At 72.5% G+C, this 25,222-nt stretch carries 21 protein-coding genes; 11 read left to right on the forward strand and 10 right to left on the reverse strand.

The genetic code is table 11. The features are described from left to right. Positions 1 to 127: 127 nt before the first annotated feature. From K7862_RS22050 to K7862_RS22060, 3 genes are read right to left on the reverse strand one after another with little or no spacing between them, the layout of a single operon-like run. On the reverse strand, positions 128 to 1,153 hold the full coding sequence (locus tag K7862_RS22050; RefSeq protein ID WP_222965176.1) for an acyltransferase domain-containing protein: 1,026 nt from the start codon (positions 1,151 to 1,153) through the stop codon (positions 128 to 130). Continuing rightward, entirely contained in the window at positions 1,150 to 2,436 is a 1,287-nt protein-coding gene (locus K7862_RS22055) for an N-acetylglucosamine-6-phosphate deacetylase (protein ID WP_222965178.1), read from the reverse strand. The genes K7862_RS22050 and K7862_RS22055 overlap by 4 nt, the downstream gene beginning before the upstream one ends. Then, on the reverse strand, positions 2,429 to 3,232 hold the full coding sequence (locus K7862_RS22060; protein ID WP_222965180.1) for a 6-phosphogluconolactonase: 804 nt from the start codon (positions 3,230 to 3,232) through the stop codon (positions 2,429 to 2,431). The genes K7862_RS22055 and K7862_RS22060 overlap by 8 nt, the downstream gene beginning before the upstream one ends. Before the next feature lie 175 nt (positions 3,233 to 3,407). On the opposite strand from K7862_RS22060, the gene K7862_RS22065 reads away from it, so the two are divergent. From K7862_RS22065 to K7862_RS22085, 5 genes are all read left to right on the forward strand, one after another. Further along, the gene (locus tag K7862_RS22065; protein ID WP_222965182.1) at positions 3,408 to 4,427 is read left to right on the forward strand and encodes a LacI family DNA-binding transcriptional regulator; all 1,020 of its coding nucleotides are present in this window, start codon (positions 3,408 to 3,410) and stop codon (positions 4,425 to 4,427) included. A gap of 253 nt (positions 4,428 to 4,680) precedes the next feature. After that, entirely contained in the window at positions 4,681 to 5,694 is a 1,014-nt protein-coding gene (locus K7862_RS22070) for a Gfo/Idh/MocA family protein (RefSeq protein WP_222965184.1), read from the forward strand. A gap of 149 nt (positions 5,695 to 5,843) precedes the next feature. Next, positions 5,844 to 6,869 carry a Gfo/Idh/MocA family protein gene (locus tag K7862_RS22075; protein ID WP_222965186.1) on the forward strand — a complete coding sequence of 342 codons (1,026 nt, stop codon included), beginning with the start codon at positions 5,844 to 5,846 and terminating at the stop codon, positions 6,867 to 6,869. 124 nt (positions 6,870 to 6,993) lie between these two features. Then, positions 6,994 to 7,836 (forward strand): Gfo/Idh/MocA family oxidoreductase, encoded by an 843-nt coding sequence (locus K7862_RS22080; RefSeq protein ID WP_222965188.1) that lies wholly within the window; start codon positions 6,994 to 6,996, stop codon positions 7,834 to 7,836. A gap of 295 nt (positions 7,837 to 8,131) precedes the next feature. After that, the gene (locus K7862_RS22085) at positions 8,132 to 8,560 is read left to right on the forward strand and encodes a DUF2690 domain-containing protein (RefSeq protein ID WP_222965190.1); all 429 of its coding nucleotides are present in this window, start codon (positions 8,132 to 8,134) and stop codon (positions 8,558 to 8,560) included. A 78-nt stretch (positions 8,561 to 8,638) separates the two neighbouring features. On the opposite strand, the gene K7862_RS22090 is transcribed toward K7862_RS22085, so the two are convergent. Beyond that, positions 8,639 to 11,560: an AfsR/SARP family transcriptional regulator gene (locus K7862_RS22090; RefSeq protein WP_222965191.1), complete on the reverse strand. Its 2,922-nt coding sequence runs from the start codon at positions 11,558 to 11,560 to the stop codon at positions 8,639 to 8,641. Positions 11,561 to 12,091: 531 nt separating this feature from the next. On the opposite strand from K7862_RS22090, the gene K7862_RS22095 reads away from it, so the two are divergent. Together K7862_RS22095 and K7862_RS22100 are read left to right on the forward strand one after the other, a co-directional pair. After that, the gene (locus K7862_RS22095) at positions 12,092 to 15,205 is read left to right on the forward strand and encodes a LamG-like jellyroll fold domain-containing protein (RefSeq protein ID WP_222965193.1); all 3,114 of its coding nucleotides are present in this window, start codon (positions 12,092 to 12,094) and stop codon (positions 15,203 to 15,205) included. A 413-nt stretch (positions 15,206 to 15,618) separates the two neighbouring features. Beyond that, positions 15,619 to 16,326, forward strand: coding sequence for a DUF4232 domain-containing protein (locus tag K7862_RS22100; protein WP_222965195.1), 708 nt, complete (start codon positions 15,619 to 15,621; stop codon positions 16,324 to 16,326). 18 nt (positions 16,327 to 16,344) lie between these two features. Here the strand turns inward: K7862_RS22100 and K7862_RS22105 are convergent, their stop codons facing one another. The 5 genes from K7862_RS22105 to K7862_RS22125 form a co-directional block, all read right to left on the reverse strand. Continuing rightward, entirely contained in the window at positions 16,345 to 17,169 is an 825-nt protein-coding gene (locus K7862_RS22105) for an enoyl-CoA hydratase/isomerase family protein (protein ID WP_222965197.1), read from the reverse strand. A gap of 123 nt (positions 17,170 to 17,292) precedes the next feature. Then, complete coding sequence (locus tag K7862_RS22110) at positions 17,293 to 17,739, reverse strand: lipocalin-like domain-containing protein (RefSeq protein ID WP_222965199.1); 447 nt, start codon at positions 17,737 to 17,739, stop codon at positions 17,293 to 17,295. A gap of 80 nt (positions 17,740 to 17,819) precedes the next feature. Next, the gene (locus K7862_RS22115; RefSeq protein ID WP_308012112.1) at positions 17,820 to 18,473 is read right to left on the reverse strand and encodes a cysteine hydrolase family protein; all 654 of its coding nucleotides are present in this window, start codon (positions 18,471 to 18,473) and stop codon (positions 17,820 to 17,822) included. 375 nt (positions 18,474 to 18,848) lie between these two features. Beyond that, the gene (locus tag K7862_RS22120; protein ID WP_222965201.1) at positions 18,849 to 19,484 is read right to left on the reverse strand and encodes a hypothetical protein; all 636 of its coding nucleotides are present in this window, start codon (positions 19,482 to 19,484) and stop codon (positions 18,849 to 18,851) included. A 793-nt stretch (positions 19,485 to 20,277) separates the two neighbouring features. After that, positions 20,278 to 20,550, reverse strand: a complete 273-nt coding sequence (locus K7862_RS22125; protein ID WP_222965202.1) for a hypothetical protein — start codon at positions 20,548 to 20,550, stop codon at positions 20,278 to 20,280. 332 nt (positions 20,551 to 20,882) lie between these two features. On the opposite strand from K7862_RS22125, the gene K7862_RS22130 reads away from it, so the two are divergent. The 4 genes from K7862_RS22130 (at position 20,883) to K7862_RS22145 (ending at position 23,941) form a co-directional block, all read left to right on the forward strand. Further along, a complete protein-coding gene (locus K7862_RS22130; protein WP_222965204.1) occupies positions 20,883 to 21,878 on the forward strand; it encodes a helix-turn-helix domain-containing protein in 996 nt (331 codons plus the stop codon). A gap of 135 nt (positions 21,879 to 22,013) precedes the next feature. Further along, positions 22,014 to 22,229 carry a hypothetical protein gene (locus tag K7862_RS22135; RefSeq protein WP_222965206.1) on the forward strand — a complete coding sequence of 72 codons (216 nt, stop codon included), beginning with the start codon at positions 22,014 to 22,016 and terminating at the stop codon, positions 22,227 to 22,229. Between the two features lie 67 nt (positions 22,230 to 22,296). Beyond that, positions 22,297 to 22,809: an SMI1/KNR4 family protein gene (locus K7862_RS22140; RefSeq protein ID WP_222965208.1), complete on the forward strand. Its 513-nt coding sequence runs from the start codon at positions 22,297 to 22,299 to the stop codon at positions 22,807 to 22,809. A 208-nt stretch (positions 22,810 to 23,017) separates the two neighbouring features. Further along, entirely contained in the window at positions 23,018 to 23,941 is a 924-nt protein-coding gene (locus tag K7862_RS22145) for an NADP-dependent oxidoreductase (RefSeq protein ID WP_222965210.1), read from the forward strand. 130 nt (positions 23,942 to 24,071) lie between these two features. On the opposite strand, the gene K7862_RS22150 is transcribed toward K7862_RS22145, so the two are convergent. Continuing rightward, positions 24,072 to 25,076: a C40 family peptidase gene (locus K7862_RS22150; protein WP_222965212.1), complete on the reverse strand. Its 1,005-nt coding sequence runs from the start codon at positions 25,074 to 25,076 to the stop codon at positions 24,072 to 24,074. Positions 25,077 to 25,222: the final 146 nt, after the last annotated feature.

Genomic DNA, 25,222 nt, shown 5'->3' on the forward strand with positions numbered 1-25,222 from the left:
GAACGGACGCCGGACGGTGTGCGGGCGGCCGGTCCTCGCCCACAGCGGCGCCCGGAGGGGCACGGTGCGTCGGCGCGGCGGACCGCTTCGGGGAGGCGGCGGACTCCTTTCACGAGGGGGGTGCCCACTACGGCAGGGTCGTCCAGCCGCAGCGCAGCCGCCAGTGCCGGCCGGACCGCAGGTGCGCGGTGATCGCCCGCTGCAGGGTGCTGTCCTGCGGCAGACGGTCGAGATCGGGCCGGTGGTCCGTACCGTCCGGGCCTCGGACGCCGGGCGGGCCGGAGGTCCCGGGCGGCAGGTGGAAGACGAACCCCAGGACGTCGTCGTCGCAGTCGGCGTGGGCGCCGAAGAGCCGGTGGCGCCGCTGGAAGCGGATGATGTTCGAGGCCGGCGGGAGGTACGCGGCCAACTGGTCGTCCAGCAGCCAGGAGCGGCAGGTGGCGTAGGCGTACCGCTCGGCAGGGAAGTGGCGGGCGAAGAACGTGCGGGCGCGGCCGTAGGAGTCGGCGCACGCCTCGGGGGTCAGCGGACCGTCACCGGGCACGTGCACCTCCAGCACCGGCTCGCCGTCCGCGGGCCCACCGCCGTCCGGCGTGCCGCCGTAGCCGGCCGCGTCCAGCCGGGCCCGGTCGAACTGCAGCCGGCCGAGGCGGAAGAGGGTGCCGCGGAAGTGCCGGACCAGCCAGGCCTGCCGGTCGAAACCGCCGAGGCCGTGCGCCAGCCGGTACAGCCGCAGCTTCTCGCCGAGGTCGGCGAACGTGGCCCGGGTGACGTCTTCGGGGACGCCGAGCCGGCGGTGCGCGTCCAGGGCGTCCGGCAGCGCGGTCAGATACACGTGGACGTAGAAGTAGCGGCCCGCCGGTCCGAGTGCCGCGGGGGCGTTCGGCCAGTGGACGGGTGTGCCGGGCGCGGCTGCCAGCGTCGCGCGGCAGCGGGTGAGCGCCCGCCACAGCGCGGGATCGGCCGCGGGCCCGGGCATGGTGGCCGCGACGGCCTCCCGGTCGGCGTCGGGCACCGCCAGCAGGTCCAGTCGCGCGGCCAGTTCGGCGGGGGAGAGCACGTGCGGCGCCGGCCGGATCGACGGGCCGTCAGGAGCCTCCAGTTCGGCCAGCCAGCGCTGGGCCTCGGGAGCCGTCGCCCCGGTCCCGGTCATCGGGGTGCCTCCCCGCGGGCGCCGGCATCCGAAGGGCGCCCGCTCGCAGGGGAGTTGCCCGTTCCGGCGTCGCCCGTGCCGAATCCGTCCCCACCGGTCTCCGTCGCGCTGCCGGGGACCGCGGCCTCGTCCGCCGCCTCCCCGTACATCTGCGTGCCCTGCACCCAGACCGCGTCCACAGCCAGCGTGGCGTCCCCCGGCGCCCATGCGAAGCGGAACAGGTCCGCGGGCGCGCCCACGGCGAACCGGCCGCGCCCGCCGGCGAATCGGCCCGGCCGCACCGTCGCCAGCGCCAGCGCCTCGTGCAGGCCGATGCCCGCGGCCCGCACCGCCCGCGCCACGCCGTCCGCCAGGCCGGCGACGGCTCCGGCGAGATAGGGCGTCCCCGCCGCGGTGAGCCGCCCGTCCGGCGTCAGGTCGACGTGCCCGCCGACCGGCGTCTCGTAGCGGCCCGGGGCGAGCCCGGCGAGCGCCACCGCGTCGGAGACCAGCAGCGCCCGGGACAGGCCCTTGGCCCGGAGCATCGCGCGCAGGGTGTCGTCCGGCAGGTGGTGCCCGTCGGCGATGAAGCCGGCGGTCAGGTCGTCGCAGGCCAGTTGCGCCCACAGGTAGTTGGGGTGGCGCGGCAGCACCGCGTGGGCGCCGTTGCCCAGATGGGTGCTGAGCCGGGCGCCCGCTGCCACCGCCGCGCGGACCTGCTCGCCGTCGGCGTGGGTGTGACCGATCGCCACGTGCACGCCGCGGGCCGTGAGGTCCGCGATGTAGGCCTTGATCCCGGCGTGGTGCGGCGACACCGTCACCATGCCCACCAGGCCGTCCCCGGCCCGTTGCCAGGCGTCGAACTCGGCCGTCGAGGGCGGCCGGACGAACGCGGGATCGTGCACCCCGCGCGGGCCCTCCTGATCGGAGATGTGCGGGCCCTCCAGATGCACGTAGGGGATGGCGTGCGCGCTGAGCGGGTCGGCACGGCGGGCCCGCGCGATGACGTCGAGTGCGGACGCGGTCCGCTCGTGCGGCGCGGTGACCAGGGTGGGCACATAGGTGGTGACGCCGTGCCGGTGCAGGGCGCGGGTGAGGGCGGCGACCGTGTCGACGGTCAGCGACGCGGCGTTGACGTCGTGCCCGCAGAATCCGTTGACCTGCAGATCGACCAGACCCGCGGACAACCAGCGGGACTCGCGCGCGGGCCCCCGCCGCACCGCCGCGATCCGGCCGTGCGCGAGGCTCACCGCGACGCTCTCGCCGGTCGTCGGGTCCCGGCCGGTGATCGTCCGCTCAGCCACCGCGTGTCACCTCGGGCGGCAGCGCGGAGGCCGCGGCGCTGTCCAGGAACAGCGTGCAGTCCTGGTGGGTGCGCAGCGCCGTGGCCGGGCACGCGGCGCCGACGGGGTCGAGCAAGGCGCGACGCACCGCGTCCCGCTTGTGCGCGCCGGGGACCATGCAGAACAGCCGCCCGGCGGCGAGCAGACGCGGCACGGTGAGCGTCACCGCCCGTCGCGGCACCTCGGCGAGCGTGGCGAAGGAACCGTCGTCCACCTGCTGGCGCCGGCACACCTCGTCCAGCTCGACGGTCTTCACGTCGGCCGGGTCGCTCAGATCCGCCACCGGTGGGTCGTTGAAGGCCAGATGGCCGTTGACGCCGATGCCCAGGCAGACCAGGTCGAGCGGCGCCTGGGCCAGCAGCGCGGCGTAGCGGCGCGCGGCCTCCTCGGCGTCCGGGCCGGTCTCGATCAGGTGCACCGCGCCCAGCGGCACGAGGTCGAAGAACGTGCGCCGCAGCCAGGCGCCGAAGCGCTCCGGCGCCTCGGGGCCGAGACCGAGGTACTCGTCCAGGTGGAAGGCGGTGACCCGGCGCCAGTCGATGCCGGGTTCGGCGGCCAGCGCGGCCAGCGTCGGCTGCTGGCTGGGCGCGGCGGCGAAGGCCACGCGCACCGTCGGCTGCCGGTCCAGCGACTCACGCAGCGCGCCGGCGACGGCGGCGGCCGCCGCGGCGCCGAGCGACGCGGCGTCGGGGAGGACACGTACCTGGGGGGCATCGGGATGGACGCGTACAGGGGAGGCAGAGGTGGAACTGGGCATGCGACACCGTTCCCGCGGTGACGGCCGTGAGGACACCGGCCGGGCAAGGTAGGGAGCGACCGGCGGCTCGCCGGAACGCGGGCCATCATGGTGTGCAACCGGTTGCATGTCAACGGTCACGACCGGGGGTCGATCGCCGGAAGCGGCGGCGGCCACCGGCGGCTACGCTGCGCGCATGCGTTCATCGGAGCCCAGGGCCGCCGCGCGATCCGCGCCCACCATCGGCAGCGTCGCCGAGGTGGCGGGCGTCTCCCGGGCGACCGTCTCGCGTGCCTTCACCCGCCCGCAGATGCTGCGGCCCGAGACGGTCGAGAAGGTGCGCGACGCGGCCCGGCGGCTCGGCTACGTGCCCAACCCGGCGGCCAAGGCGCTGTCCACCGGCCGCTTCGGCAACCTCGCCATGGTGGTGCCCGACATCGCCAACCCCTACATCCCGCCGATGATCAGCGCGGTCGAGGAGCAGGCGGACGCCGCCGGCTTCGCGGTCTTCCTCGGCAACAGCGCGGAGGACCCGGCCCGCGAGGACCTGCTGCTCCGCAAACTCACCCCGCAGGTCGACGGGTTCGTGCTGGCCGCGAGCCGGATGGGCGAGGACGTGATCCGCCGGCACGCGCAGGCGCGCCCGCTGGTCCTGGTCAACCGGGACATCGAGGGCATTCCGCGGGTGCTCATCGACACGGCGGGCGGCGTGGCGCAGGCGGTGGAGCACCTCGCCGGCCTCGGCCACCGTCGGCTGGCGTACCTCAGCGGACCGCCCCATTCCTGGGCCAACGCCCAGCGCCGGCGGGCGGTCAAGCGCACCGGCGACAAACTCGGCCTGGAGGTCGTCACGCTGCCGGCCCGGCTGTCGAGCCACGACGCCGGGCGGCAGGCGGTCGGCGCGCTGCTGGAGAGCGGGGCGACCGCGGTGGTGGCGTTCGACGACCTGCTGGCGCAGGGGGTGCTGGCCGGTCTCGCCGAGCGCGGCATCCGGGTCCCCGGCGAGTTCAGCGTCGCGGGCTGCGACGACGTGCTGGCCGCGCAGACCTTCCCGCCCCTCACCACGGTCTCGGCCCGCGCCCGGGAGGCCGGTGCCACCGCGGTCGAACTGCTCACCAGCCGCCTCGGCAGTGGTGGCGGCGCCATGTCGGACGTGCGGGTCATGCTGGACACCACGCTGGTGGTGCGGGCCACGACCGGTCCGCGGCCGGTGTGACGCGTGGCGGCTGCAGTCCGGTGGCCGACGGGAGTTCGTGGTGGCTGGTGCGGTCGAGTCCGCTGCCTTGCCGGAGCGTTGCGGTGGGCCCAGCCCCGACTGGTGATGTCCGACCGCCGGTCGCAGCCCGGACGCCTGCACGAGCCACGGGGCCAGGTCTTCGTGCTGAAGGCGGCCTGTTGAAGGAGTGTCACCCGGGTCGGGCGTGCCGCAGCCCTTGACGTGCAACCGGTTGCACGTTTTGATGCCGTGCATGGCAGACACCCAGGTGCTGCGGCTCGCCATCGTGGGCGCCGCGCACCCGCACGTCTCGTATGTCCTCGACGAACTCGCCCACCGCACCGACGTCGCGCTCGTCGCGGTCAGCGACCCCGACCCGGACCTGGCCGCGAAGCACGCCGCCCCGCACGGCGCGGAGGCCTACCGCGAGCACCGCCGTCTGCTCGCCGCGCACCGTCCCGACATCGTGGCCGTGTGCGGGATCTACGGCGACCGGGCCGGCGCGATCGTCGACAGCCTGGACGCCGGCGCCCACGTCCTGGCGGACAAACCGCTGTGCACCTCACTCGCCGAGCTGGCGGAGATCGAGGCCGCGGCGGCGCGCGCGTCGCGCACGGTGTCGCTGCTGCTGGAGAAGCGTCACTACCCCGAGACGCTGGCCGCCCGGGCGCTGCTCGCCGACGGCGCGCTCGGCGACCTGGTCCAGATCGCCTCCACCGGCCCACACAAGCTCAACCGCCCCTCCCGGCCGCCGTGGTTCCTGCGCCGCGCCACCTATGGCGGCATCATCGGCGACCTCGCCGTGCACGACATCGACCTCGTCCTGCTGCTGACCGGCGCCCGCGAAGGCGCGGTCAGCGCCCACACCGACCGCGCCGACCCCGAGTTCGCACGCTACGGCGCCGTGCTGCTCACCGCGGGCGCGGCGACCGCCACGGTCGAGGTGAACTGGCTGACGCCGGCCGCCTCGCCCTGGCACGGCGACTACCGCATGCGCCTGACCGGTACCCGCGGGGCCGCCGAACTCTGCTGGGCCCAGGGCCGGTTGACCGCGGTCACCGACGACCGCGCGCCGTTCGAGGTCCCGCTGCCACCGGCGCGGCGGCCCGCCGCCGACGCGCTGGCGGCGCTGGTCGAAGGGCGCAGTCCCGAGGTCGACACCGCGGCGAGCATCACCGCGAGCCGCGTCGCCCTCCTGGCGCAGGAGAGCGCGGACACCGGGGGGAGCGTCCGCCGATGGTCCGCGGACGTATCCCCCGCGGACTGACCAGCGCGTTTCCGAGTGTTCGGCCGGTCGTACGACCCGGCTGAAGCGTCGTCCTCGAGTGCCGGGACGCCCGCCTTCCGCCGGTCCCGCCCGCCCCCTCGCTCACCCCCGCCCGGACCGGACGACCCCGTACGAAGGAGACCTGACGTATGCGATTCGCTCTCGCCGGGGCCGGCGTGATCGGGCAGGTGCACGCCCGGCTGATCGCCGCCCTTCCCGGACACGCCGACCTCGCCGTGGTCGTGGACACGGACGAGGACCGTGCCCGCAAGCTCGCGACGGAGTACGGCTGCGCCGCGGTCGCCGACCTCGCCGAGGCCTGTGCGCGGCCGGACGTGGACGCGGTGGCCGTGTGCCTGCCCAGCGGGCTGCACGCCGACGCCGCCGTCCTCGCGCTGCGCGCCGGCAAGCACGTCCTCGTGGAGAAGCCCCTGGACGTGACGCTCGCCGCGGCAGACCGGATCACGGAGGCCGAGCGCGCGAGCGGCCGGACCGTCGGGGTGATCAGCCAGCGCCGCTTCCAGCCCGCGCCGGCATTCGTCCACCGGGCGATCGCCGACGGCCGGCTCGGCCGGATCACCTCGGGCATCGCCGAGTCGACGTTCTGGCGCGGCCAGGACTACTACGACTCGGGCGGCTGGCGCGGCACGCTGGCCGGCGACGGCGGCGGCGCGCTGATGAACCAGGGCATCCACGCGGTGGACCTGCTGCTGTGGATGATGGGCGAACCCGTCGAGGTCCAGGCCTACGCGGGCCGCCTCGCCCACGAACGCATCGACGTCGAGGACACCGTCGCGGCCACCGTCCGCTTCGCGAGCGGCGCCATCGGCACCATCACCGCCACCACGGCGGCATACCCCGGGTTGCCGGTGCGCCTCGCCGTCCACGGCGACGGCGGCAGCGCGGTGATCGAGCGCGAGGACCTGGCGTACTTCCACAGCGCCGCCGACGCGCGCCCGGAGGACCCGTCCGACCACAACCAGGCGGTGCCGTTCGGCGGCGAGGGCGGGCAGGCGTCCATCGACGCGGCGCACCGCGACCAGTACCTCGACTTCATCGCCGCGGTGCGCGACGGCCGCCCGCCGCTGGTCGGCACGCAGCAGGCGCGCAGGGCACTCCACGTGGTGCTCGGCGTCTACGAGTCGGCGCGGACGGGAGCGCCGGTCGCGCTGTGAGGCGCTCGGTCGGCCCGGCGGTTCCACCCGGTGTTGCCGGGGGCGCGAAGGCTCCGCCGGCCGACACCCTCGGAACGAACACCACCGCAAGGTTCCCGGCAGCCGCCGGACGACGGAGGACGTCATGCGCATCGGCATCATCGGCACGGAGAACAGCCACGTCGACCACATCGTCGACCACCTCAACGTCCGGGACCGGGGCGGGGACGCCCGCGTGGTCGCCCTGAGCGGCGGCGCTTCGGAGCGCAACGAACTCCTGTGCTCCAAGGGCTCCGTGGAGCGCGTCGTGGACGAACCGGCCGACCTCCTCGGCCTGGTCGACGCGGTGATCGTCACCGACCGGCACGGCGGACTGCACCGCGCCCATGCCGTGCCGTTCCTGGAGCAGGGCCTGCCGGTCTACGTGGACAAGCCGCTCGCCTGCACCGTCGAGGACGCGGAGGCGATCATCGCCGCCGCCCGTGACCATGGCGCGCCGCTCACCTCGTACTCGGCGGTGCGCTGGGTTCCGGACGCCGACGCCGTCGCCGCCGAGGCCGCCGGGCTGGGCGCGCCGCAGGTCGTCGTCGCCTCGGGACCCGCCGACCCCGAAAGCCCGCACGGCGGCGTCTTCTTCTACGGCATCCACCCGGTGGACACCGCGCTGCGCTACGCGCCCGGACCGCTGGGCGAGGTCCGCGTCGAGCGCGCCGGAGCGACGGTCACGGCGACGGCCCTGGCCGGCGGCGCCCGGGTCGTGGTGAACCTCGTCCTCCCCACCGGCACGGCGCAGATCCCGTTCCACGCGATGGTCGTGGCCCGCGAGGGCATCAGCCAGCGCACCCTGACCCTGGACGAGCACTACGTCGTGCCGGGCCTCGAGAAGTTCCTGGAGATGGCCCGCACGGGGAAGCCGCCGCTGGCATACGAGGACCTGCTGCGGCCCGTCCGGTTCCTGGAGGAAGTCGCCCATGCGCTGGGTGGGTGATCCGGGGTCCGGATTTCCCGCTGCGACCGCGCAGAGCGGGGCCCCGCGCGGCACCTGCCCGGACCAGGCAATAGGACGACCCTAGGCCGGACGTAGGACGGCGGTCCTTAGCGTTCCCCTCTGGCACCCCAGGCCGGAAGGCACGCGCTCCTCGATCGACTTCCGCGACCTCGCGCACCCGGCCGTATCTCAGGAGGAACCCATGCTTCGCCGCGACGAACCCTCGACCCCACACCCGGGAACCGCCGCCACGATCCCCAGCCCGCCCGCAGTCGGGTCCAGCGGCCTGCGCAACGTGCGATTCCTCCGGAGCTCCACCACCGCTCTCGCCGTCCTCGGCCTGGCCGCGTCCTTCGCCGTGCTCGGACCGGCCGGCAGCGCCGGCGCGGCCTCCTGCCACGGCTCCTCCTGCACGGGGCTGGACCCCCAGGCGACCGGATGCAGCGCGGACGGGGTGACGACGCAGACGCTGGAGCCCACCAACGATCCGAACGTGATCGCCTACCTCCGCTATTCGGCCGCCTGCGGCGCATCCTGGGTCAAGGTCTACAGCAGCAGTGCCGTCGCGATCCAAGGGACCGTCTACGGCAACGTCTGGAACAACAACACCCGCTCCTGGTGGGCCTCCTGCATCCAGTCCACCACCCGGAACGCCTACGGCACGACGTGGTCGAAGATGTGCGGTGGATACCCGAACTACGACCTCGGCGCGCAGGCCAGCTAGCGCCTGGGCCGTCGTCCCCCGATCGCCCTTCCGACGCCCGCATCGCGCCACCCGGGGCGGTGCGGGCCGCCGACACGGTCACGGCGACGACGGCCGCTTGGGAGCCTCGGCCTGCCCCGGGTCGTCGATCGTCCGCCACAACTGCCGTGCCCGCTCGCGGCGTCGGCCCGCCAGGTCGTGGACGCCGGCGGCGGCGTCGAGATCGCTGATCAGTTGCCAGCACGACGCCTCGTCCAGGCGATCTCCGTGCCGGTGGAACAGGTCCGCCGCGCGCTCCAGCGCCGGGACCGCCCGGTCCCGGTCCTCCTGTCCGGCGTACACGCGGCCGATTTCCAGCAACGCGTACGCGGCGCAGCGCTCGTCGGCCAGTTCCTCGAAGGTGGCCAGCGCCTCCCGCAGGCAGCGCAGTGCCTCGGCCGGGTCACCGCGGCGGTCGTGCAGCCGGCTGAGCCGCCGCAGCACGACCGCCACCCGGTGCGGGTCGTCGAGCGCCCTGGCCTGGCGCAGGGCATCGGCGAACCAGGACTCCGCCTCGTCGAGGTCGTCCTGCATGAGCCGCATCACGGCCATGGAACAGGCCAGTTGTGCCTCGATGTGCCGGTCGCCCTCGCTGACCGCCATGGCCAGCGCCTGCTGGATGCGGTCGGCGCCTTCGGCGTAGCGGCCCTCCACCCGGCTGACCGTGCCCAGCATCGCCACCGACAGCGCCTCGCCGCGCTTGTCCCCGTCGTCGCGGCACAGCTCCGCTGACGACTCCAGAGTGCGGGTCGCCTCATCGAACTCGTCCCGGTAGATGTGCAGTTGTCCAAGGCCGCGCAGCAGCACCGACGCGCCGCGCGTGTTACCGGCGGCCTCGGCTGCGTGCAGCGCGAGCCGGTGCCCGTGCTCCCAGTCCTGGTACAGGCACCGGTGGTCGTAGTACGTCACCGTGGCGGCCGCCAACTCCCAGGCCAGATCGTTCAGTCCCCAGTCCACGGCCAGTTTCACCGCGCCGAGCAGAGCGTCGCGTTCCGCGTCGAACCAGCCGATCGGGTCGGTCAGCAGCCGGACCACGACGGCTTCGGGGAGCGATCGGAGCGGAGCCGGACCGTGCTCGCCGACCAGCAGTCCCGGCGGCAGCCGATCGGTGCCGCGCCTGGCCAGATCGAGCCAGGTGGACAGCACCCGGATCATCGCGTCCCGCCGATCCGCCTCGGGCAGTTGAGCGGCGATTTCCACGGCACAGGTTCTGATCAGGTCGTGCAGCCGGTAGCGCGGCTGCCCGATCGCGTCGGTGGCGGTGAGCCGCAACAGGCTGGCGTCGACGAGGGTGTCGAGCACGTCCTCGGCGTCCGTCCGGTCCAGCAGGGGGCCGAACACCCAGCCGGGCAGTGTGTGGGGCCCGAGCAGCCCCAGCAGGCTCAGCGCGCGCACGGCGTCGGCGGGCAGCAGCCGCAGGCTCAGTTCGACGCTGGCACGCACGCCGAGGTCGCCGATCCTCAGCTCGGCGAGCCGGCGGGACTCGTCCTCGATCCGTTCCCGCAGCACCCGCAGCGACCACGCCGGGCGGCCGGTGAGTTTCGCGCTGGCGATCCGGATCGCCAACGGCAGGTTGCCGCAGCAGTCCAGGATCGCGTCGGCCTCGGCCGGTTCCTGCTCGACCCGCCGCCGTCCGACGATGCCGGTGAACATCTCCCGCGCTTCTGCCGGGCTGAGCACGTCCAGGTCGATGTGCCGGGCGCCGGGAAGCTGCGTCAGCAGCGTGCGGCTGGTGATCAGCACGGCACAGCCGTCCGCCCCCGGGAGCAACGGCCGCACCTGATCGGCGTGACCGGCGTCGTCCAGCACGACCAGCATGCGGCGGTCCGCCAGCAACGACCGGTAGAGCGCGGCCCGTTCGGACAGGCCGTCCGGGATCGCGCTGCCGGCGATCGAGAGTGCCCCCAGCGCCTCGGCCAGCATCAGCGCCGGATCGCGCGGCTCGTCCGACGTCCCGGCGAGGTTGAGGTAGAGCTGGCCGTCGGGGAAACGGCCGCTCGCCAGCCGCGCGGCGTGCGTCACCAGACTGGACTTCCCGACACCGGGCCCACCCACGATCACCGCTACGGAGGCTCCGCTGTGCGGAGCCCCGCCGAGCAATCGGTCGACATCGGCCAGAGCCTGATGACGCCCCACGAAGTCGGGTACATCCAGGGGCAGTTGACGCACCGGCATCGCCATCACCGGTTCGTCGTCCGCGGTGTCGGGCCGTCGGGCTCCCGTGTCCGCGGCCTCGCCGGCCGGAACCGGAGCCGCCAGCGTGGGATCGGCGACCAGGATGCGCCGATGCAGGGCCTGGAGCGGCGGGGTCGGGTCGACGCCGAGCTCGCCGGCCAGCGTCTGCCGCAGGCGCTCGTACACCTGCAGCGCCTCGCCTTGTCGCCGGCACCGGTAGAGGGCGACCATCAGGTGTTCGGTGACCTGCTCGTCGTACGGGTGCTCGCGCAGCAGAGCGGTCAGCTCTTCCACGACCTCGTGATGCCGCCCGAGGTCCAGTTCGACGCTCAGACACCATTTGTGTGTGGCCGCTCGCTTCTCGTTGAGCCGTGCCGCATCGAACTCGAGGGCGCGGCTGGAGACGTCGACCAGCGCGTCACCGCGCCAGCAGGCCAGCGCGCGCCGCAGCGCGGCAGCCGCGTCGGCCGGGGTCGTCTGCTTCTCGGCGATGTGCCGTTCGTGGTCGAACTCCAGCAGGTCGAGCTGGTCCGGGGCCAGATGGATCTGGTAGCCGCCGCGCCGCGTGCTGATCAAGGACGCGGGCGCTCCGCACGCGGCAAGGTTGCGGCGAAGCCCGGAGAGGGCGTCCTGGACCTGCCGGACCGCGGTGGCGGGTGCCTTCTCGTCCCACATCACGGCGACGAGCCGCTCCACGGGGACGACGTTGTTGGGCTCGACGAGCAGGGCGGCCAGCATCTTGGCCTGGCGCGGGCCGCCGAGCCGGGCCTCGCGCCCGTCGATCTGGGCGTGTAAGGGTCCCAGCACGCCGAATCTCATGTTCCCCCCCGGAACTGGACGAGCCGCGGTGGTCACCCGGCGGCCCCTGACCTCGCACGGCACGAATCTAGGGCGGCGGATTCATCCGCGTCCAGAGCGTCACGGTGGGGCATCAAGCCAGATCCTGCCGTGCCTGACGGGAATGCAGAGGTTTCTGCTACGAGCGTACTGATCCTGGCCTCGGCCGGTCCGACCGGCCGCACAGCCGGTTCCTTCCGTCCCTGTCTGCCGCCAGCACTGCCGTCGATCCCGCCAAAAGATCGGACCTCTCGGGGTCTATGCAGCTTCACCCGACCCGCCGTATAAAGCATTGACCCGATGTTGAGTGGGTCAACTGCCGGACACCCGCGAGGGTGAGCTCGACTGGTCCACGAAAAATCGGATGTCTCGTGGTCTTGGTCATCGGATCACTCAGCGGCAGCCGACGCTGCCGACAACCGCACCCGCCGTGGAGGCGCCGTGTCATCGAGTCCGCTCCCAGCCCGTCACTCATCCCCGCTCAGAAGCCGAACTCGCACGATGGTGGCCGTCGTTGCCGCCTTGCTCGCCGCCCTGTCCGGGGGCGCCGCCGTCGCGGGCGCCGAGCCTGCCGACGCGGCCGGCAGCGCGACCACCGCCTGGCAGCACGGGGCCTTCAACCTCGATCCGCTCGCCGTCGTCAGCCGGGACGACATCGTGATGACCAAGGCCGACACCAACCCCAACACGTCCCTGCCCCTGGGCAACGGCGCGCTCGGCGTGGCCGCGTGGGCCGCGGGCGGGTTCACCGCCCAGCTCAACCGGTCGGACACGATGCCGTCGCGCAAGTCGCCGGGCCAGCTCACCATTCCGGGCCTGTCCGCCATGACCCAGGCGGCCGACTTCACCGGGCGGCTCGATCTGACCAGCGGCATGCTGGAGGAGTCCGGCGGCGGCATCTCGATGAAGGCGTGGGTCTCCACCGCCACGGACGAGCTGATCGTCGACGTGTCCGGAGCGAACCCGGACGTCGCCCAGACCGCCTCCGTCAGCCTGTGGTCCGGCCGTCACCCGGCCGCGGCCGCTTCCGGCACGACCGGCACGCTGGCCGAGACCTGGCAGGACAACTCCGGTTACGGCGCGAGCGGCCAGACCTTCGGGACGCTGGCCGCGATCACCGCGAACGGCCGCAACGTCCGGGCGGGCGTGGCCGGTTCGACGAAGGTGCAGCTCACGTTCACCCCGGACGCCAAGGGGGACTTCCGGGTGGTGGTGGCCGCCCCGCACTGGGCCGGCGGTGACGCCGCCGCGACCGCGGCGCAGGTCATCGGCAACGACGCGACCCTGCCCGAAGCGGCACTGCTCGGCAAGCAGAACGCCTGGTGGCACCAGTTCTGGACCCATTCGGGCGTGGTGGAGATGAACTCCGCCGACGGCAGCGCGGCCTACATCGAGAACCTGCGTACGCTGTACCTCTACGACGCGGCCGCCAGTTCCAAGGCCGGAACGTACTTCGGCAGCCAGGCCGGCGAGGCCGACATGTTCGCCTGGAGCCAGGACAAGCAGACCTGGGCGCCCAACGACTACTGGCTCTGGAACCTGCGCGGGGAGATCTCCGCGAACATGAGCTCGGGCAACTACCAGCTCAACACCCCGATCTTCGACATGTACATCAACGACCTGCCGGCCATCGAGACGTGGACCAAGGAGCAGATGGGCGGCCTGCCCGGCGCCTGCGTGCCGGAGACGATGAGCTTCAACGGCAACGGCTACTACGGTGACGGCCCGGTGGCCTCCGACGCCTCGTGCGCCCTGGCCGCGGCGCCGCAGTGGAACGCCCTCAACGTCAGCAGCGGCGCAGAGGTGTCGCTGTACATGTGGCAGCAGTACCAGGGCACCAAGGACATCCAATTCCTGCGCAGGGCCTTCCCGTTCATGGAGGCGACCGCCCAGTTCCTGCTGGCCTACCAGGAGGTGGGCTCGGACGGGCTGCTGCACGCGGTCGCGAACGCGCACGAGACGCAGTGGTCGGTGCAGGACCCCACCACGGACATCGTCGCGGACCAGACGATCTTCCCGATCGTCGCGCAGGCGGCCAAGATCGTCGGTGACACTCCCGCCGCGGACCCGCTGCTCGGGCAGTTCGCCACGGCGCTGACGCAGATCCCGCCGTACCCGCGCACGGACACCACGACGAAGTCCCAGCTGCTCAACCCGGACTACTCGCAGTCCGCCACCCAGGCGGCAGACGCCACCGGGACCGACATGATCGGCATCTCCTACCAGCCCGCCGCGCAGCGGCACAACGGCGAGAACGTCGAACTCGAGCCGCTGTGGCCCTGGAACCAGGTCAGCGACCAGGACGCCAACCTGTTCTCGCTGGAGCAGCGCGGCTATGCCAGCCGGCCGAACAAGGGCGGCAACGACTGGTCCTACGACGCCCTGGACGCCGCCCGGCTCCAGCAGCCCGCCCAGGTCGAGGCCAACCTGGTCTCGATCACCGAGGCCCACCAGGTCTACGTGAACGGGCTGGCCGACATCAACAACTCCATCGGGTACCAGCCGTACCAGGAGCAGTCCGCCAACGTCGCCGCCGCCGTGGACGAGGCGCTCGCGCAGGACTACGACGGCATCATCCGGTTCGCGCCGGCATGGCCCTCGGACTGGGACGGCAGCGGTTCCGTCGCCATCCAGCACAAGGACAGGGTCGACGTCCAGGTCGAGAGCGGCCGGCTCGTCACCGCCGCCGTCGAAGCCGCCACGACCGAGAGCCTGCGGGTCAAGAACCCCTGGCCCGGCCGGCAGGTCCAGGTGGTGGACGGCAGCACCGGGCAGACCGTCGTCGCCCCGACCTCGGCCGCCCTGCTGACACTGAACGCCCAGGCCGGCTCCTCCTACCTGGTCGAGCCGACCGACGCACCCACCACGGCCCTGCCGTACGCACCGGTCACCGGCACCCCGGCGACCACGGACAAGCGCCTCGGCACCCGGCACATCGGCCTGGACGACACGCCGACGCCTCCGCCGTGCGCCACCCCCACGGCCTCGCTGCTGGCCGCGTACGACCCGACATCGGGGAGCACGGTCACCGACGTCTCCGGGAACAGGCGCGACCTGTCCTTCGCGCACGAGTCCGCGGCCTACGCCTCGGACGGACCGACGGGGACGGCCGCGGTCGTGGGCAGCGGCGGCTATCTCACCTCGGCGGCGACGTCGATGGGGTTCGTTCCCGACGCGACGTTCGCCGTGGAGGTCAAGGCGGAGCCGTCCCCGAGTTACCGCCGCATCTGGGACTGGAAGTCCGGAAGCGGGGGTGACGGCGACGGACTGCTGCTCGATCTGACGCCGTCGAACGCCCTGCGCCTCATCACCACGGGCACGAACCACAGCTTCGCGACCCAACTGCCCATGGACGCCTGGGAGAACCTGGTGGTGACGGTGGCCGACACCGGTGACGTGACGGTCTACCTGAACGGCCGGCAGGTCGAGCAGACCACCCTGGGGGAGACCGACCCTCCTGGCATCAACGGCTGTGCGACCGGTGCGGTGCACCTGGGAGCCGACCAGGGCGGCGGCCAGGCCCTGACGGGTGAGTTCGACCGCGCCGCGGTGTTCACCCGTGTGCTGACCTCCGCCGAGGTCGCCGACTGGCAGCACGAGGCCGGACTCTCCTGAGCCGCCTCCCCGCGCGGGGTCCGGGCCACCACTCTCCCGGACCCCGCCCGGGCCCGGGCCCGGGCCACGCGATCCCTCCGGGCGGCCAGGCATCGTCGCGGCGCGCTCGACACCGTGCCGGGAAATCGGGCGGGGCGCCGGCCCTGGGCGCCGGGAGATCGCCCGGCGACCCAGGGCCGACTGGCGCGGCACCGCTGTGGCCAGCGGATGGCGCGTGCCCGCGTGGTGGCCGCCGATGCCCCACGAGCCCGGCACGGACATGGCGGAGATGTAGCCGTGTCACAGAAGGACGACAGCGGCGTCATGAGCTTCCGACAGCCGGTCATCAGGCGTTCTGCGTACGGCAGAGTCTTCGGCGAGGGGCTCACGGGCCCCCAACACCGTTAGCCGTTCTCTCCTTTGTGAGGTTGTCCATGCGTCGCCTGCGCGCCCTTCCGCTGACCGTTGCCACCCTGAGCGCCGGTCTGGTCCTCACCGCGTGCGGAGGCGGGTCGGGCAGTGACAGCGCCTCGGCCAAGGACAGTTCCTCCGCGAGCCCGACCGCGAGCGCCGGCAGCGGCACGGACACCACGCCGACGACGTCGGCCGCGGACGGCTCCTCCGCCGGCACGTCCGCGACCACGGCTCCCAGCGGTTCGACCTCGGGCGGCGGTTCCGCCGACTCCAAGGCCTCCTCCAACGGGTCCGGCGGCTCGGGCGGGGGACAGGGCTGCCGTACGGCCGACCTCGCGCTGTCCGTGGCGGCCGGCAGCGGCGCGCAGTCGGTCGGCTCGGCGGGACCGGTGATCATCAAGATGACCAACCACGGCTCCCGGACCTGCACGATGAAGGGCTACCCGGGTGTGGACCTGGTCGGCGGCGGCACGAGGTGGTCGCTGAGCCGGCAGACGTCGGTCTCCCCGCGTGCCGTCACCGTCGCACCCGGCGCCAGCACGTCCTTCACCGTCACCTACATGCCGTACTCGGCGGGCTCGGGCCAGCAGATCGACGTCAAGACCATCGTCATCACCCCGCCGAACGAGACCCACTCGACGGACCTTCCGTGGGAGTTCCAGCCGGTCCTCCTCCAGGACGGCGCCACTCACCCGGCCACCTACGTCGGCCCCGTCGGCGCCAACTGAGTCTGAGCAGCCCGGCGTTCAGGCGCGCTCGGCGACCTGGCGGCCCAGGTCGAGCTCGGCGCCGTCGGGACGCTGCAGCCCCCGCTCGAAGAGCCGGCGCACCCGGCCGGCGTTCTCCGGGCGTCCCGCGGTGCGGAAGAACGTCGCGATGCTGGCCGCGGACTCCTCGTCGGGCACCTGCGCGCCGGCGTCCAGGAGGGCCTTGGCCTGGCTCACCGCCACTTTGTCGAATCCGGCGATCCGGCGGGCGAAGGAGTCGACGAAGTCATCGAGTTCCCCGGCGGGCAGCACCCGGTTGACGTAGCCGTACGCGGCGGCCTGGTCCGCCGTGAAGTCGTCGGCGCCCAGAATGATCTCCATGGCGCGGCCTCGGCCCACCAGGCGGGTCAGGCGGCCCATCGGATTGCCGCCGGGGACGGAGCCGGTGCCGACCTCGAACTGCCCCAGGATCGCCTGCGGGCCGGCGAAGCGGATGTCGGTCGCCAGCACGAACTCGCTGCCCGCACCGCGCGCCCGCCCGTTGATCGCGCTGATCGTCACCGCGGGAACGCGGCTGAGACGGATGAAGTTGTCCGCGTAGGGGTGCAGCCCCGTGGGGCCGGGCTGCATGGCGGTCACGCGCGCCATGTCGGACTTCAGGTCCCAGTGCGCCATGAAGAAGTCGGGGTTGGAGCTCTGGAACACCACGACGGTCAGGTCCGGAGCCTGCTCGATGCGGGTCACCAGGTCGGCGAGCTGCTCGATGCCGTCGGGGTCGTACAGGTTGATGTCCCCGTTGGTGAACGTCACCCGCCAGTAGGAGGGCTCCACCTCGTCGACCTGGAACTGCGCATCAGTGCTCATGGCGCGAAGATAAGCGCGCACGGCGGCGGGTCCGGGGCTCGCCGGGCGGCGGACCGCGGAATTCCATCCGATGGTGCACAGACGCGGACCGCGGGTGTTGCGGGGCCGGTCCCGCGCCGCGGTTCAGGGCCTCGCCCACGTCAGGGTCGCGTTGCGTTTGCTGCCCCACAGCTCCGTCGGCTCGGGAAGGCTGAGTTCCAGGCGGCCCTCGTCGAGTTTCGCGATCCGGATCTGGGATCCGCCCAGCCAGTTCGGGTACAGGCTGATGCTCACGTCGTGGCTGAGGGTGCGCTCGTCGAGCACCCGGAAGGTGCCGGCGTAGGACACGAATCCGCGGCTCGCCTCGACCAGCTCGTCCGGGCTCCCCGCTTCCAGTCGCGGTTCGGCGAACCGGCTGCGGTCGCGGCGCATCAGCTGCGCACTCATCCAGCCCTGCGGGGTGTAGACGATCAGTCCCTCCGCGTCCTCGCCGAGCGGGTACGCCCGGTCGCCCGATTCGTCGACGGCCACGTACGACACCAGCCGCCACGCACCGAGGAGCCGTTCCCTGAGATCGTTCGCTGTCGTCACGAGGTGCTCCATGGTCCGGGGAAGCGCTGCGCCGCCGCGGTGATGTGGGCTCCGACGCCCGGGGCGCGGCCGGACTTCCGTCACGCGCCGACGGGTTGGGGCTGCGGCACTCCCACGGTCGTGAGGAACTCGTCCGTGGTGAAGATGGCGTGGGCGTACTGCGGCGCGTTGACGTCGAAGGTCGCCTTCATCTCGTCCCAGCCGAACGAGCCGATGGCGTCGCGGATCAGCGTCACGTGGAACCCGAGCTCCTGCGCGAAGCGTGCGGTGGTGTCCACGCAGGTGTTCGACTTCATCCCGATGACCACGACCTGCCGGATGTGATGCTGCTTGAGCATCATGTCCAGATCGGTGTTGGCGAAGCCGCTCGAGGACCAGTGCTGCTGCACGACCAGTTCGTCCTCGCGCGGCTGGAAGTCCGGATGCCACTCGGCCCCCCAGCTGCCCTTCGCGAACGTCTGTCCCTCGAGGACGCGCTCCTGGGTGGGGGAGAGGTACTCCCACGTGCGGTAGTCGCTCGGGGTGGTCTGGTGATGAGGCACGATGAAGACGCGGAATCCCAGATTCCGGGCCGCGGCGAGCATCGCGCGCATGTGGTCGAGCAGGTTGATCCCCTCGGCCACCTCTTTGACCCGCGGCCAGAGCTTGCCGCCCTCCGAAATGAAGTCGTTGTAGGGGTCGATGATCATCAGTGCCGTCCGGTCGGGCGGGTACGTAAGTGGCTTGTCGTTCACAACTCCTCAGTCCCATCCACGTCGGGGACGGCTCCTGCCAGGCGGTTACGAGGGCCGCCTTCTCGATGCTCCCGGCGAGAGGGGGTGCAGCTCGTGCGAGGAGGAGGTCGGACCGTAAGGTCGTCATGAAGAGTGCCTCCCCAGGGTGGACGTGAGGACGGTCCACCGTGTCACCCCGCGAGAAAGCTCGGCTCCACACCGTGGCCGCCGCTGCGGGACGCACCGATACTCGGCCTCCCGCATTTCTCATCGTCTCACTCCTGCTGGTTCACGGCATCCGGCCATGGAAACGCGCGGTGCGCACGCGCCGCGACGGCTTCTGGGCAGAGCGGCGGGTGCGGATCGGCGTGGGCGCGGGCATGCGGGCCCGGAGCGTCAGTGACGGAATTTGGCGAGTTGAGCAGTGACGACAGCGTTGGGCATGGTGGCCGGCTTGCCGGGGTCGGAGTCGCTCTCCGCTGTGAAGACGACGACGGTCGAGCCCTCGCGGACGAGGAGGACGCGCATGTCGAGGCTGATGGAGGCGGAGAACTCGCTTTTGGGGAGCACCTCGGTGAGGCGGAACGAGATGGCGTCGTCACCGAGATGCGGAGAGGACACATTGCGCGGGTGGGCGAAGTCCGGGGAGTCGGAGGTTCCCCCGGCCGACGGGTGGATGGTGGAGCTCGCGCAGGCTGGCAGTGCCGCGCGGAGGTCCGTGAAGACCTTGGGAGCTGTGGCGGGAGTGTAGGAGAGGAGTGTGAAAGTCACCCGCTGGTGGTCCTGCGGGCCTGTGGGCTCGGCAGACTCGGCCACGGTGGCGGAGTAGGGGTAGGCGCTGAGGCCCTCCGTGCCTTCGTACACGGAACGGCAGTCGGCCGGCGTGACCCGAGGAAGGCTGGAGGGGGCGACGACGGGCGCGGGGGTGTTCCGGTCCCCGATGTACCCGATGTCGTAACCGGCGAGTTCGTGTTCGCCGAGCAGGAGGCGGTTCAACTCCTGCCGGCTGAGGACCTTCGATCCCGAGAGCACCGAAGCCGCCGTCGGTGCTGATGCCGGGGAGGCCGCTGACGGCGGTGCGCTGAGGCTCGGGGCGCTGGACGGACGTGCCGACGCGCCCGCCCGAGGCTCGTCGGATCCGCCGCAAGCGGTCATCAGGGCCATGACGGACACCGCACTCGCGGCCACGGCTACACGCCGCGCATGGGTGCGACCACGCATTTCCCCTACCCCCCAGCTCCGCTTCGGAGCGTTCGTTGACGGACGACGCCTCACGTGCACAGCGACGGCGGCGGCGAGCGGCGTACCCGCCCCAACTCCCTGGTCGAAAGCTCTTCCTGGGCCCGCCCCTTGACCCAGCCCGGCGAGCACGCGGCGCACGCGCGGCGTACCCGCTGATCAGCGAATGATCGCACAGCCGTATGGACCCGTTGGCGGAGGGTGCGGCGGGCGGGGCTGCGCACAGGTGGCTTCTCAGCCGCGAGTGCGCGCACGATGAGGAGCATTCTGTACGGGCAGCGGGCAGCGGGCAGCGGGCAGCGGGCAGCGGGCAGCGGGCAGGGCAGTGCGCAGCATGAACGCACTGAGGAGTCGGCCGCGCTTGAGGTGATCAAGGTCCGCAAGCGTGGGGGAGCCCGGTCCGGGGCGGAGTGATGGGCGCAGGGCCGCCCGCAGTCCACGGCCCCGCGTCGGCCTGCACGGGATTCACATCCCGGCAGCACGGCAGCGACCGGTCACGGAGCCGCGCTGGACCATCGGGGTAGTCCGCTCACCCGTTCGGCAGCGGATCCGGGCATGTGCGCCCGATCAGGGGATGCGGTGCGCTTCAACCGCGCTGGACCAGCTTGTCGCAGTCCGGGCACACCTTGGTCACGTGGTCACCCGGCGGGTACCAGGTGTCGGACTCATCCGTGGGGATGTCGCCGGACATGAGCCGCAGCTCGTCGGTGGACATGTCGCACAAGGTCACATGCTCAGGAAGCCCGGCGTCGTCGAGCCTGGCGGCATGCACGGTGCCGTACTGCTCCCGCCCGGGAGCGTCTCCGGAGGTCTCACTGTGATCGACGTCGATCTCGGCTACCGCGGCATATCCATTCATGAAAGGGATGCTAAGGGGACATAACGGAGCTGGCGCGTCGAGATCTCGGCCCCGACGGCCCCTCGCCCGGCGCGCGGCGATCCACGATGGAGGTTCCGCGACGCCCGACGATACGACCTGATGCCGGGCCAGACCCGGTGAGCGGGCCTCGGGTCATGACCGCGATCGCGGTCGCCTGGGTGAGACCCGGGGGTGCTCTGGCGGTCCGCCATCAGAGGTTCCTCGGCGGCAGGGGTGGTGTCCGAGGATGACGGTCTGCGGCCGTCGCGTATGGCGGGCCGCCGGCGATGGGTAGCGGTGGTGTACGAAGGACGGGGGGAAGCCTGGTGCGGATGATGTTTCGGAGCGGGGATCTGCCGGCGGGGGAGCGGCTGGCGGCCGCGCATGATCTGTTCGGCAGCGGCGCGCTGCCCATGCGACTGGCAGCCCGCGCGGACCGGGAGTTCGAGGCGGATGTGCGGCATGTGGACGTCACGCCGCTGCGGGTGATGGAGATGGTGGTGACGCCCGCCGCGGTGTTGCGCACGCCGCGGCTGATCCGCCGGGGCGATCCGGAGCTGGTCTCGGTCATCCTCCCGCTCGACGGGGATCTGGTGGTGGCCCAGGCGGGACGGGAGGCCGGCGTCGGGCGGCGTCAGGTCGCGCTCTACGACAGTTCGCGTCCCTTCGAGATGCGGTTCTCCGGGGGCCGCGGCAGGACCCGGGTGGTGTCGGCGCACGCGTCGCGGGCACTGCTGCCGCTGCCACTGTCCCGGCTCGACGGTCTGCTCGCGCGACCCCTGCCGGCCGGTCCGGGTTCGGGCTTCGGCGGCCTCCTCGCCCAGCTCCTGACCGACGTGACCGGCGACGCCGTGCCCTACCGGCGGTCCGACCTGCTCCGGATGGGCGGCATCGCGCGCGATCTGATGACCGCGTTCATCGCACACTCCATGGAATCCGAAGCCGCAGTGCCCGACGACACGCATCGCACGACGCTGCTGCTGCGCATCGACTCCTATATCCAGCAGCACCTCCACGACCCGTCGCTCACACCCGCTGCCGTGGCCGCCGCCCACCACATCTCCGTCAGCCACCTGCACCGCGTGTTCACCTCCCACGGTGCGACCGTCGCGGAGCGGATACGCCGGCAGCGCCTGGAACACGCCCACCGCGACCTGGCCGATCCCGCCCTACGGCAGGTCCCCGTCCACCGGATCGCGGCCCGCTGGGGTTTCACCACCCATGCGACGTTCACCCGTGCCTTTCACGCCGCCTACGGCACCTCGCCCCGCGATCACCGCCGCCAGGCCGTGCGAGCGCCCGGGGGAGAGAAGGCGCCAGGCACCTGAGGGACAGGAGACACAGCGGCAAGAGCCCGGGTACGCATCGTCAAGGCGTCTGCTCGGGGCCACCGTAGTCTCGCGTCAGCGCACCCCGACGTACCGGGTGGACGCGCGCAGGTGAAACAGTGCAGGGGGGAACTCATGAACGACGGACACGTCCCGACAGGCCAGGCTCTGGAGGCGGATCCGGCGACGGGGAAGGCCACGGCGCCGGTGGAGGAGACGTCATCACACAACTCCGCCGCCCCGGACAACTTCCACGCGGAGGTCGCGCCGGCGAACTTCCACAACGACGCGGTCCCGGCGGCGGAGTCGTCCGGCAGTGCGGCGAACGGCCCCCAGAGCGTGGGCGATTGAGGCGGCCCGACGGTCGGCTCACACCGCGGGAGCGTCCGGCGGTTGTCGACAGGCGAGGAGTGCGGTGATGTGGGTCGAGGCCCTGCTGGACGCCACCGGCCGGAGGACGCGCCGCAGCGCGCAGCCGTGGCCGGTGATCGAGTCGGAGCTCGGCACGGAACTGCCGACCGATTACAAGCAGTTGTGCGAGGCCTTCGGGGTCGGTGAGTTCTCGGCGGCGGTCTCGGTGCTGTGCCTCGACGACACCCTGATCGGCGACCTGCTGACGTCGTGGCGCGGGCTGCTGGAGGACGACGGTGGGGGAGGCGAGCTGTTCCCACCGCACCGGATCCACGCGCCCGGCACGACCGGAGGGCTCATCCCCTGGGCCACGTCGCGGGCCGGCGACCTCTACTTCTGGCAGGTCACGGGAGGGCCGGCGGACGCCTGGCCGGTCGTCGCGGCGATGGAGGACGCCGAGGACACCGCCCGGTACGAGATGACGGCGACCGGCTTCCTGTTCCGGGTGCTCACCGATCCCGGTTTCCGGCCCTGGACCGTGGCGCCAACCGTCCCGCAGCCGTCCTTCGAGGAGGCCTGACAGACCCCGCACGGGCAGCCGGGCAGCACGGGCGGGCGGACAGCGCATGCGCGCCGGCCCGCTCGTGCCGCCCGGCGTCCGTCCGGGGGCCCGTACCGCGCGCCGTCCGCCCTGAGCGCGACGTGGAGCGGCGGCGCGGGTCAGAATCAGCCGTGACAACCGGGGCACGCTCCGGACAGGAGAAACCGCCCCGACGTTACGGAGAACGATGAAGGCCATCACGGCGTCGCACTACGGCGACCCGGACACACTGGAACTGACCGAGACCGACGACCCCAAGGTCGGCCCGGACTCCGTGCTCGTGCGGGTGCGTGCGGCCGGCGTCAACCCGGTCGACTGGAAGGTGGTCGCCGGCTACCTGGACCCGATCATGAACGTGCACTTCCCGCTGATCCCCGGCTGGGACGTCGCCGGCGTGGTCGAGGCGGTCGGGCTGGACGTGCCGGAGTTCTCCGTCGGTGACGAGGTCTTCGGCTACGTCCGCAAGGACGAGGTGCAGCACGGCACGTACGCGGAACTCGTGGCAGCGCCGGTGCGGACCCTGGCCCGCAAGCCCGCGGGGCTGGACTGGGAGCAGGCCGCGGCCGTCCCGCTGGCCGGGCTGACCGCCTACCAGTGTCTGGACCGGATCGGCGTCACCCGGGGTGACACGGTGCTGGTGCACGCCGCGGCGGGCGGCGTGGGCTCGTTCGCCGTCCAGATCGCGGTCGCGCGCGGCGCGCGGGTCATCGGTACGGCGAGTGAGCGCAACCACGACTTCCTCAGGTCGCTCGGCGCCGAGCCCGTCAGCTACGGCGACGGCCTGGAGGATCGGGTCCGGGCGATGGCGCCCGACGGCATCACCGCGGCCGTCGACCTCATCGGCGACGGTGCCGCCCAGCTCTCGCAGCGCCTGATGACCGACCCCAGCCGTGTCGCCTCGATCGTGGACGCGTCGGTCAAGGAGACGGGCGGTCAGCACGTCTGGGTCCGGCCGGACTCCGGCGACCTGACCGCGCTCGGGCGCCTCATCGAGGACGGCAAGGTGAAGGTCTTCATCGAGCGCTCCCTGCCGCTGGACCAGGCAGCCGAGGCGTTCCGCCTCAGCCAGACCGGCCAGACCCGCGGCAAGCTCGTCCTGACGGTCGGCTGAGCCGCAGCCGCTGCGAGGTCTTCCGGGCGGGGACGACGGCGGAAGCACGGGACGTCGGGAAGCCGCCGGTGTCGCGTCCGGCGACCGCGGCGGGGCCGCGGTCGCCGTCGGCGTGGGCGCTGCCGGAGGATCAGTCGCCGACGAGGGTCTCCCAGGTCTGCGGGCCGATCTGCCCGTCGACCTGAAGTCCGTGGGCGGACTGGAACGCCCGGGTGGCGCTGTCCGTGCCCGGACCGAACTGGCCGTCGACGCCCAGGCCGTAGCCGTACTTGTTCAGTTCGAGCTGGGCGGCCTTGACGGCGTCGCCCGTGGAGCCCTGCTGGATCTGGACGACGAGCGAGCTCCAGGTCTGCGGGCCGATCTGGCCGTCGGCGCTCAGGCCGTGCGCGGACTGGTAGGCCTTGGCGGCCGCGACGGTGTTCGCGCCGAACTGGCCGTCGGTGGCGATGGACGCGCCGTGGTCGTCCAGCAGGTACTGCGCCGCCTCGACGTTGGTGCCGGTGTCGCCCTCCACGACGTTCGGCCACGGGGGCACGCCGCCTCCGCCACTGCCGGACTCGTTGTCGTAGCGGTAGGGCCGGTACAGCGACGCGGCCGGGCCGCTGGTGTTCGGCCAGTACGGGTAGGGGATCGTCGGGCGGTGGACGCCGGCGTCGCCGGAGTTCTCCCAGGCGTAGTACTGGGTGTGGGCGCTGTTCGCCCAGCCGTCGAAGATCAGGACGTGCCCGGCGTCGCCCCCGGTGTTCGGTCCGAGCACGCCGAGGATGTCGCCGGGCTGCAGATCGGCCTTGCTGATCGAGTGGACCACGGACGGCAGGGTGACCGTGCTCAGGCTGCTGGACAGGTGCAGCGCCATCGACACGTAGCCGGAGCAGTCGGTGCGGTAGGCGATGTCGTTGCCGGGCCCGTACTTGTTGGCCGTGGTGCTGTACGGGGTCCCGTTCCACGACGCCGCTCGGGACAGGATCTCCGAGGCCGAGATGCTGCCGTTGACCGAGGAGTCGGGCGTGACGGCCACCGGTGCCGCAGCCGTGGCACCCGTGTGCGGCGCGGCGTTCGCGACGGTCGGTGCGACGGCGACCAGCGTCACGGCGGCCGCCGCGACGAAGATCGCGGAACGTCTCTTGAGAGACACGATCGCTTCCTTTCTGCAGGGGGGTGACTGATTGCGGGCAGGGCGAAGCGGCCCCGCCGCGGGGCTGTCGGTTGGAAGGCCTACGCGCGAGAGCAGGACCTGCTCAACGCCCGCATCTCCGCGGCCTACCGCGAGGTGGCCGACGA

The sequence above is a fragment of the Actinacidiphila acidipaludis genome (genome assembly GCF_019890725.1).
GTDB classification, from domain to species: Bacteria; Actinomycetota; Actinomycetes; order Streptomycetales; family Streptomycetaceae; genus Actinacidiphila; species Actinacidiphila acidipaludis.

Coding starts and splice junctions, on each gene's coding strand:
- K7862_RS22135 (WP_222965206.1), top strand. CDS start 22,014: ATGAACGACGGACACGTCCCGACAGGCCAGGCTCTGGAGGCGGATCCG.
- K7862_RS22080 (WP_222965188.1), top strand. CDS start 6,994: ATGCGCATCGGCATCATCGGCACGGAGAACAGCCACGTCGACCACATC.
- K7862_RS22075 (WP_222965186.1), top strand. CDS start 5,844: ATGCGATTCGCTCTCGCCGGGGCCGGCGTGATCGGGCAGGTGCACGCC.
- K7862_RS22140 (WP_222965208.1), top strand. CDS start 22,297: ATGTGGGTCGAGGCCCTGCTGGACGCCACCGGCCGGAGGACGCGCCGC.
- K7862_RS22125 (WP_222965202.1), bottom strand. CDS start 20,550: ATGAATGGATATGCCGCGGTAGCCGAGATCGACGTCGATCACAGTGAG.
- K7862_RS22050 (WP_222965176.1), bottom strand. CDS start 1,153: ATGACCGGGACCGGGGCGACGGCTCCCGAGGCCCAGCGCTGGCTGGCC.
- K7862_RS22100 (WP_222965195.1), top strand. CDS start 15,619: ATGCGTCGCCTGCGCGCCCTTCCGCTGACCGTTGCCACCCTGAGCGCC.
- K7862_RS22060 (WP_222965180.1), bottom strand. CDS start 3,232: ATGCCCAGTTCCACCTCTGCCTCCCCTGTACGCGTCCATCCCGATGCC.
- K7862_RS22070 (WP_222965184.1), top strand. CDS start 4,681: ATGGCAGACACCCAGGTGCTGCGGCTCGCCATCGTGGGCGCCGCGCAC.
- K7862_RS22145 (WP_222965210.1), top strand. CDS start 23,018: ATGAAGGCCATCACGGCGTCGCACTACGGCGACCCGGACACACTGGAA.
- K7862_RS22065 (WP_222965182.1), top strand. CDS start 3,408: ATGCGTTCATCGGAGCCCAGGGCCGCCGCGCGATCCGCGCCCACCATC.
- K7862_RS22095 (WP_222965193.1), top strand. CDS start 12,092: ATGGTGGCCGTCGTTGCCGCCTTGCTCGCCGCCCTGTCCGGGGGCGCC.
- K7862_RS22130 (WP_222965204.1), top strand. CDS start 20,883: ATGATGTTTCGGAGCGGGGATCTGCCGGCGGGGGAGCGGCTGGCGGCC.
- K7862_RS22105 (WP_222965197.1), bottom strand. CDS start 17,169: ATGAGCACTGATGCGCAGTTCCAGGTCGACGAGGTGGAGCCCTCCTAC.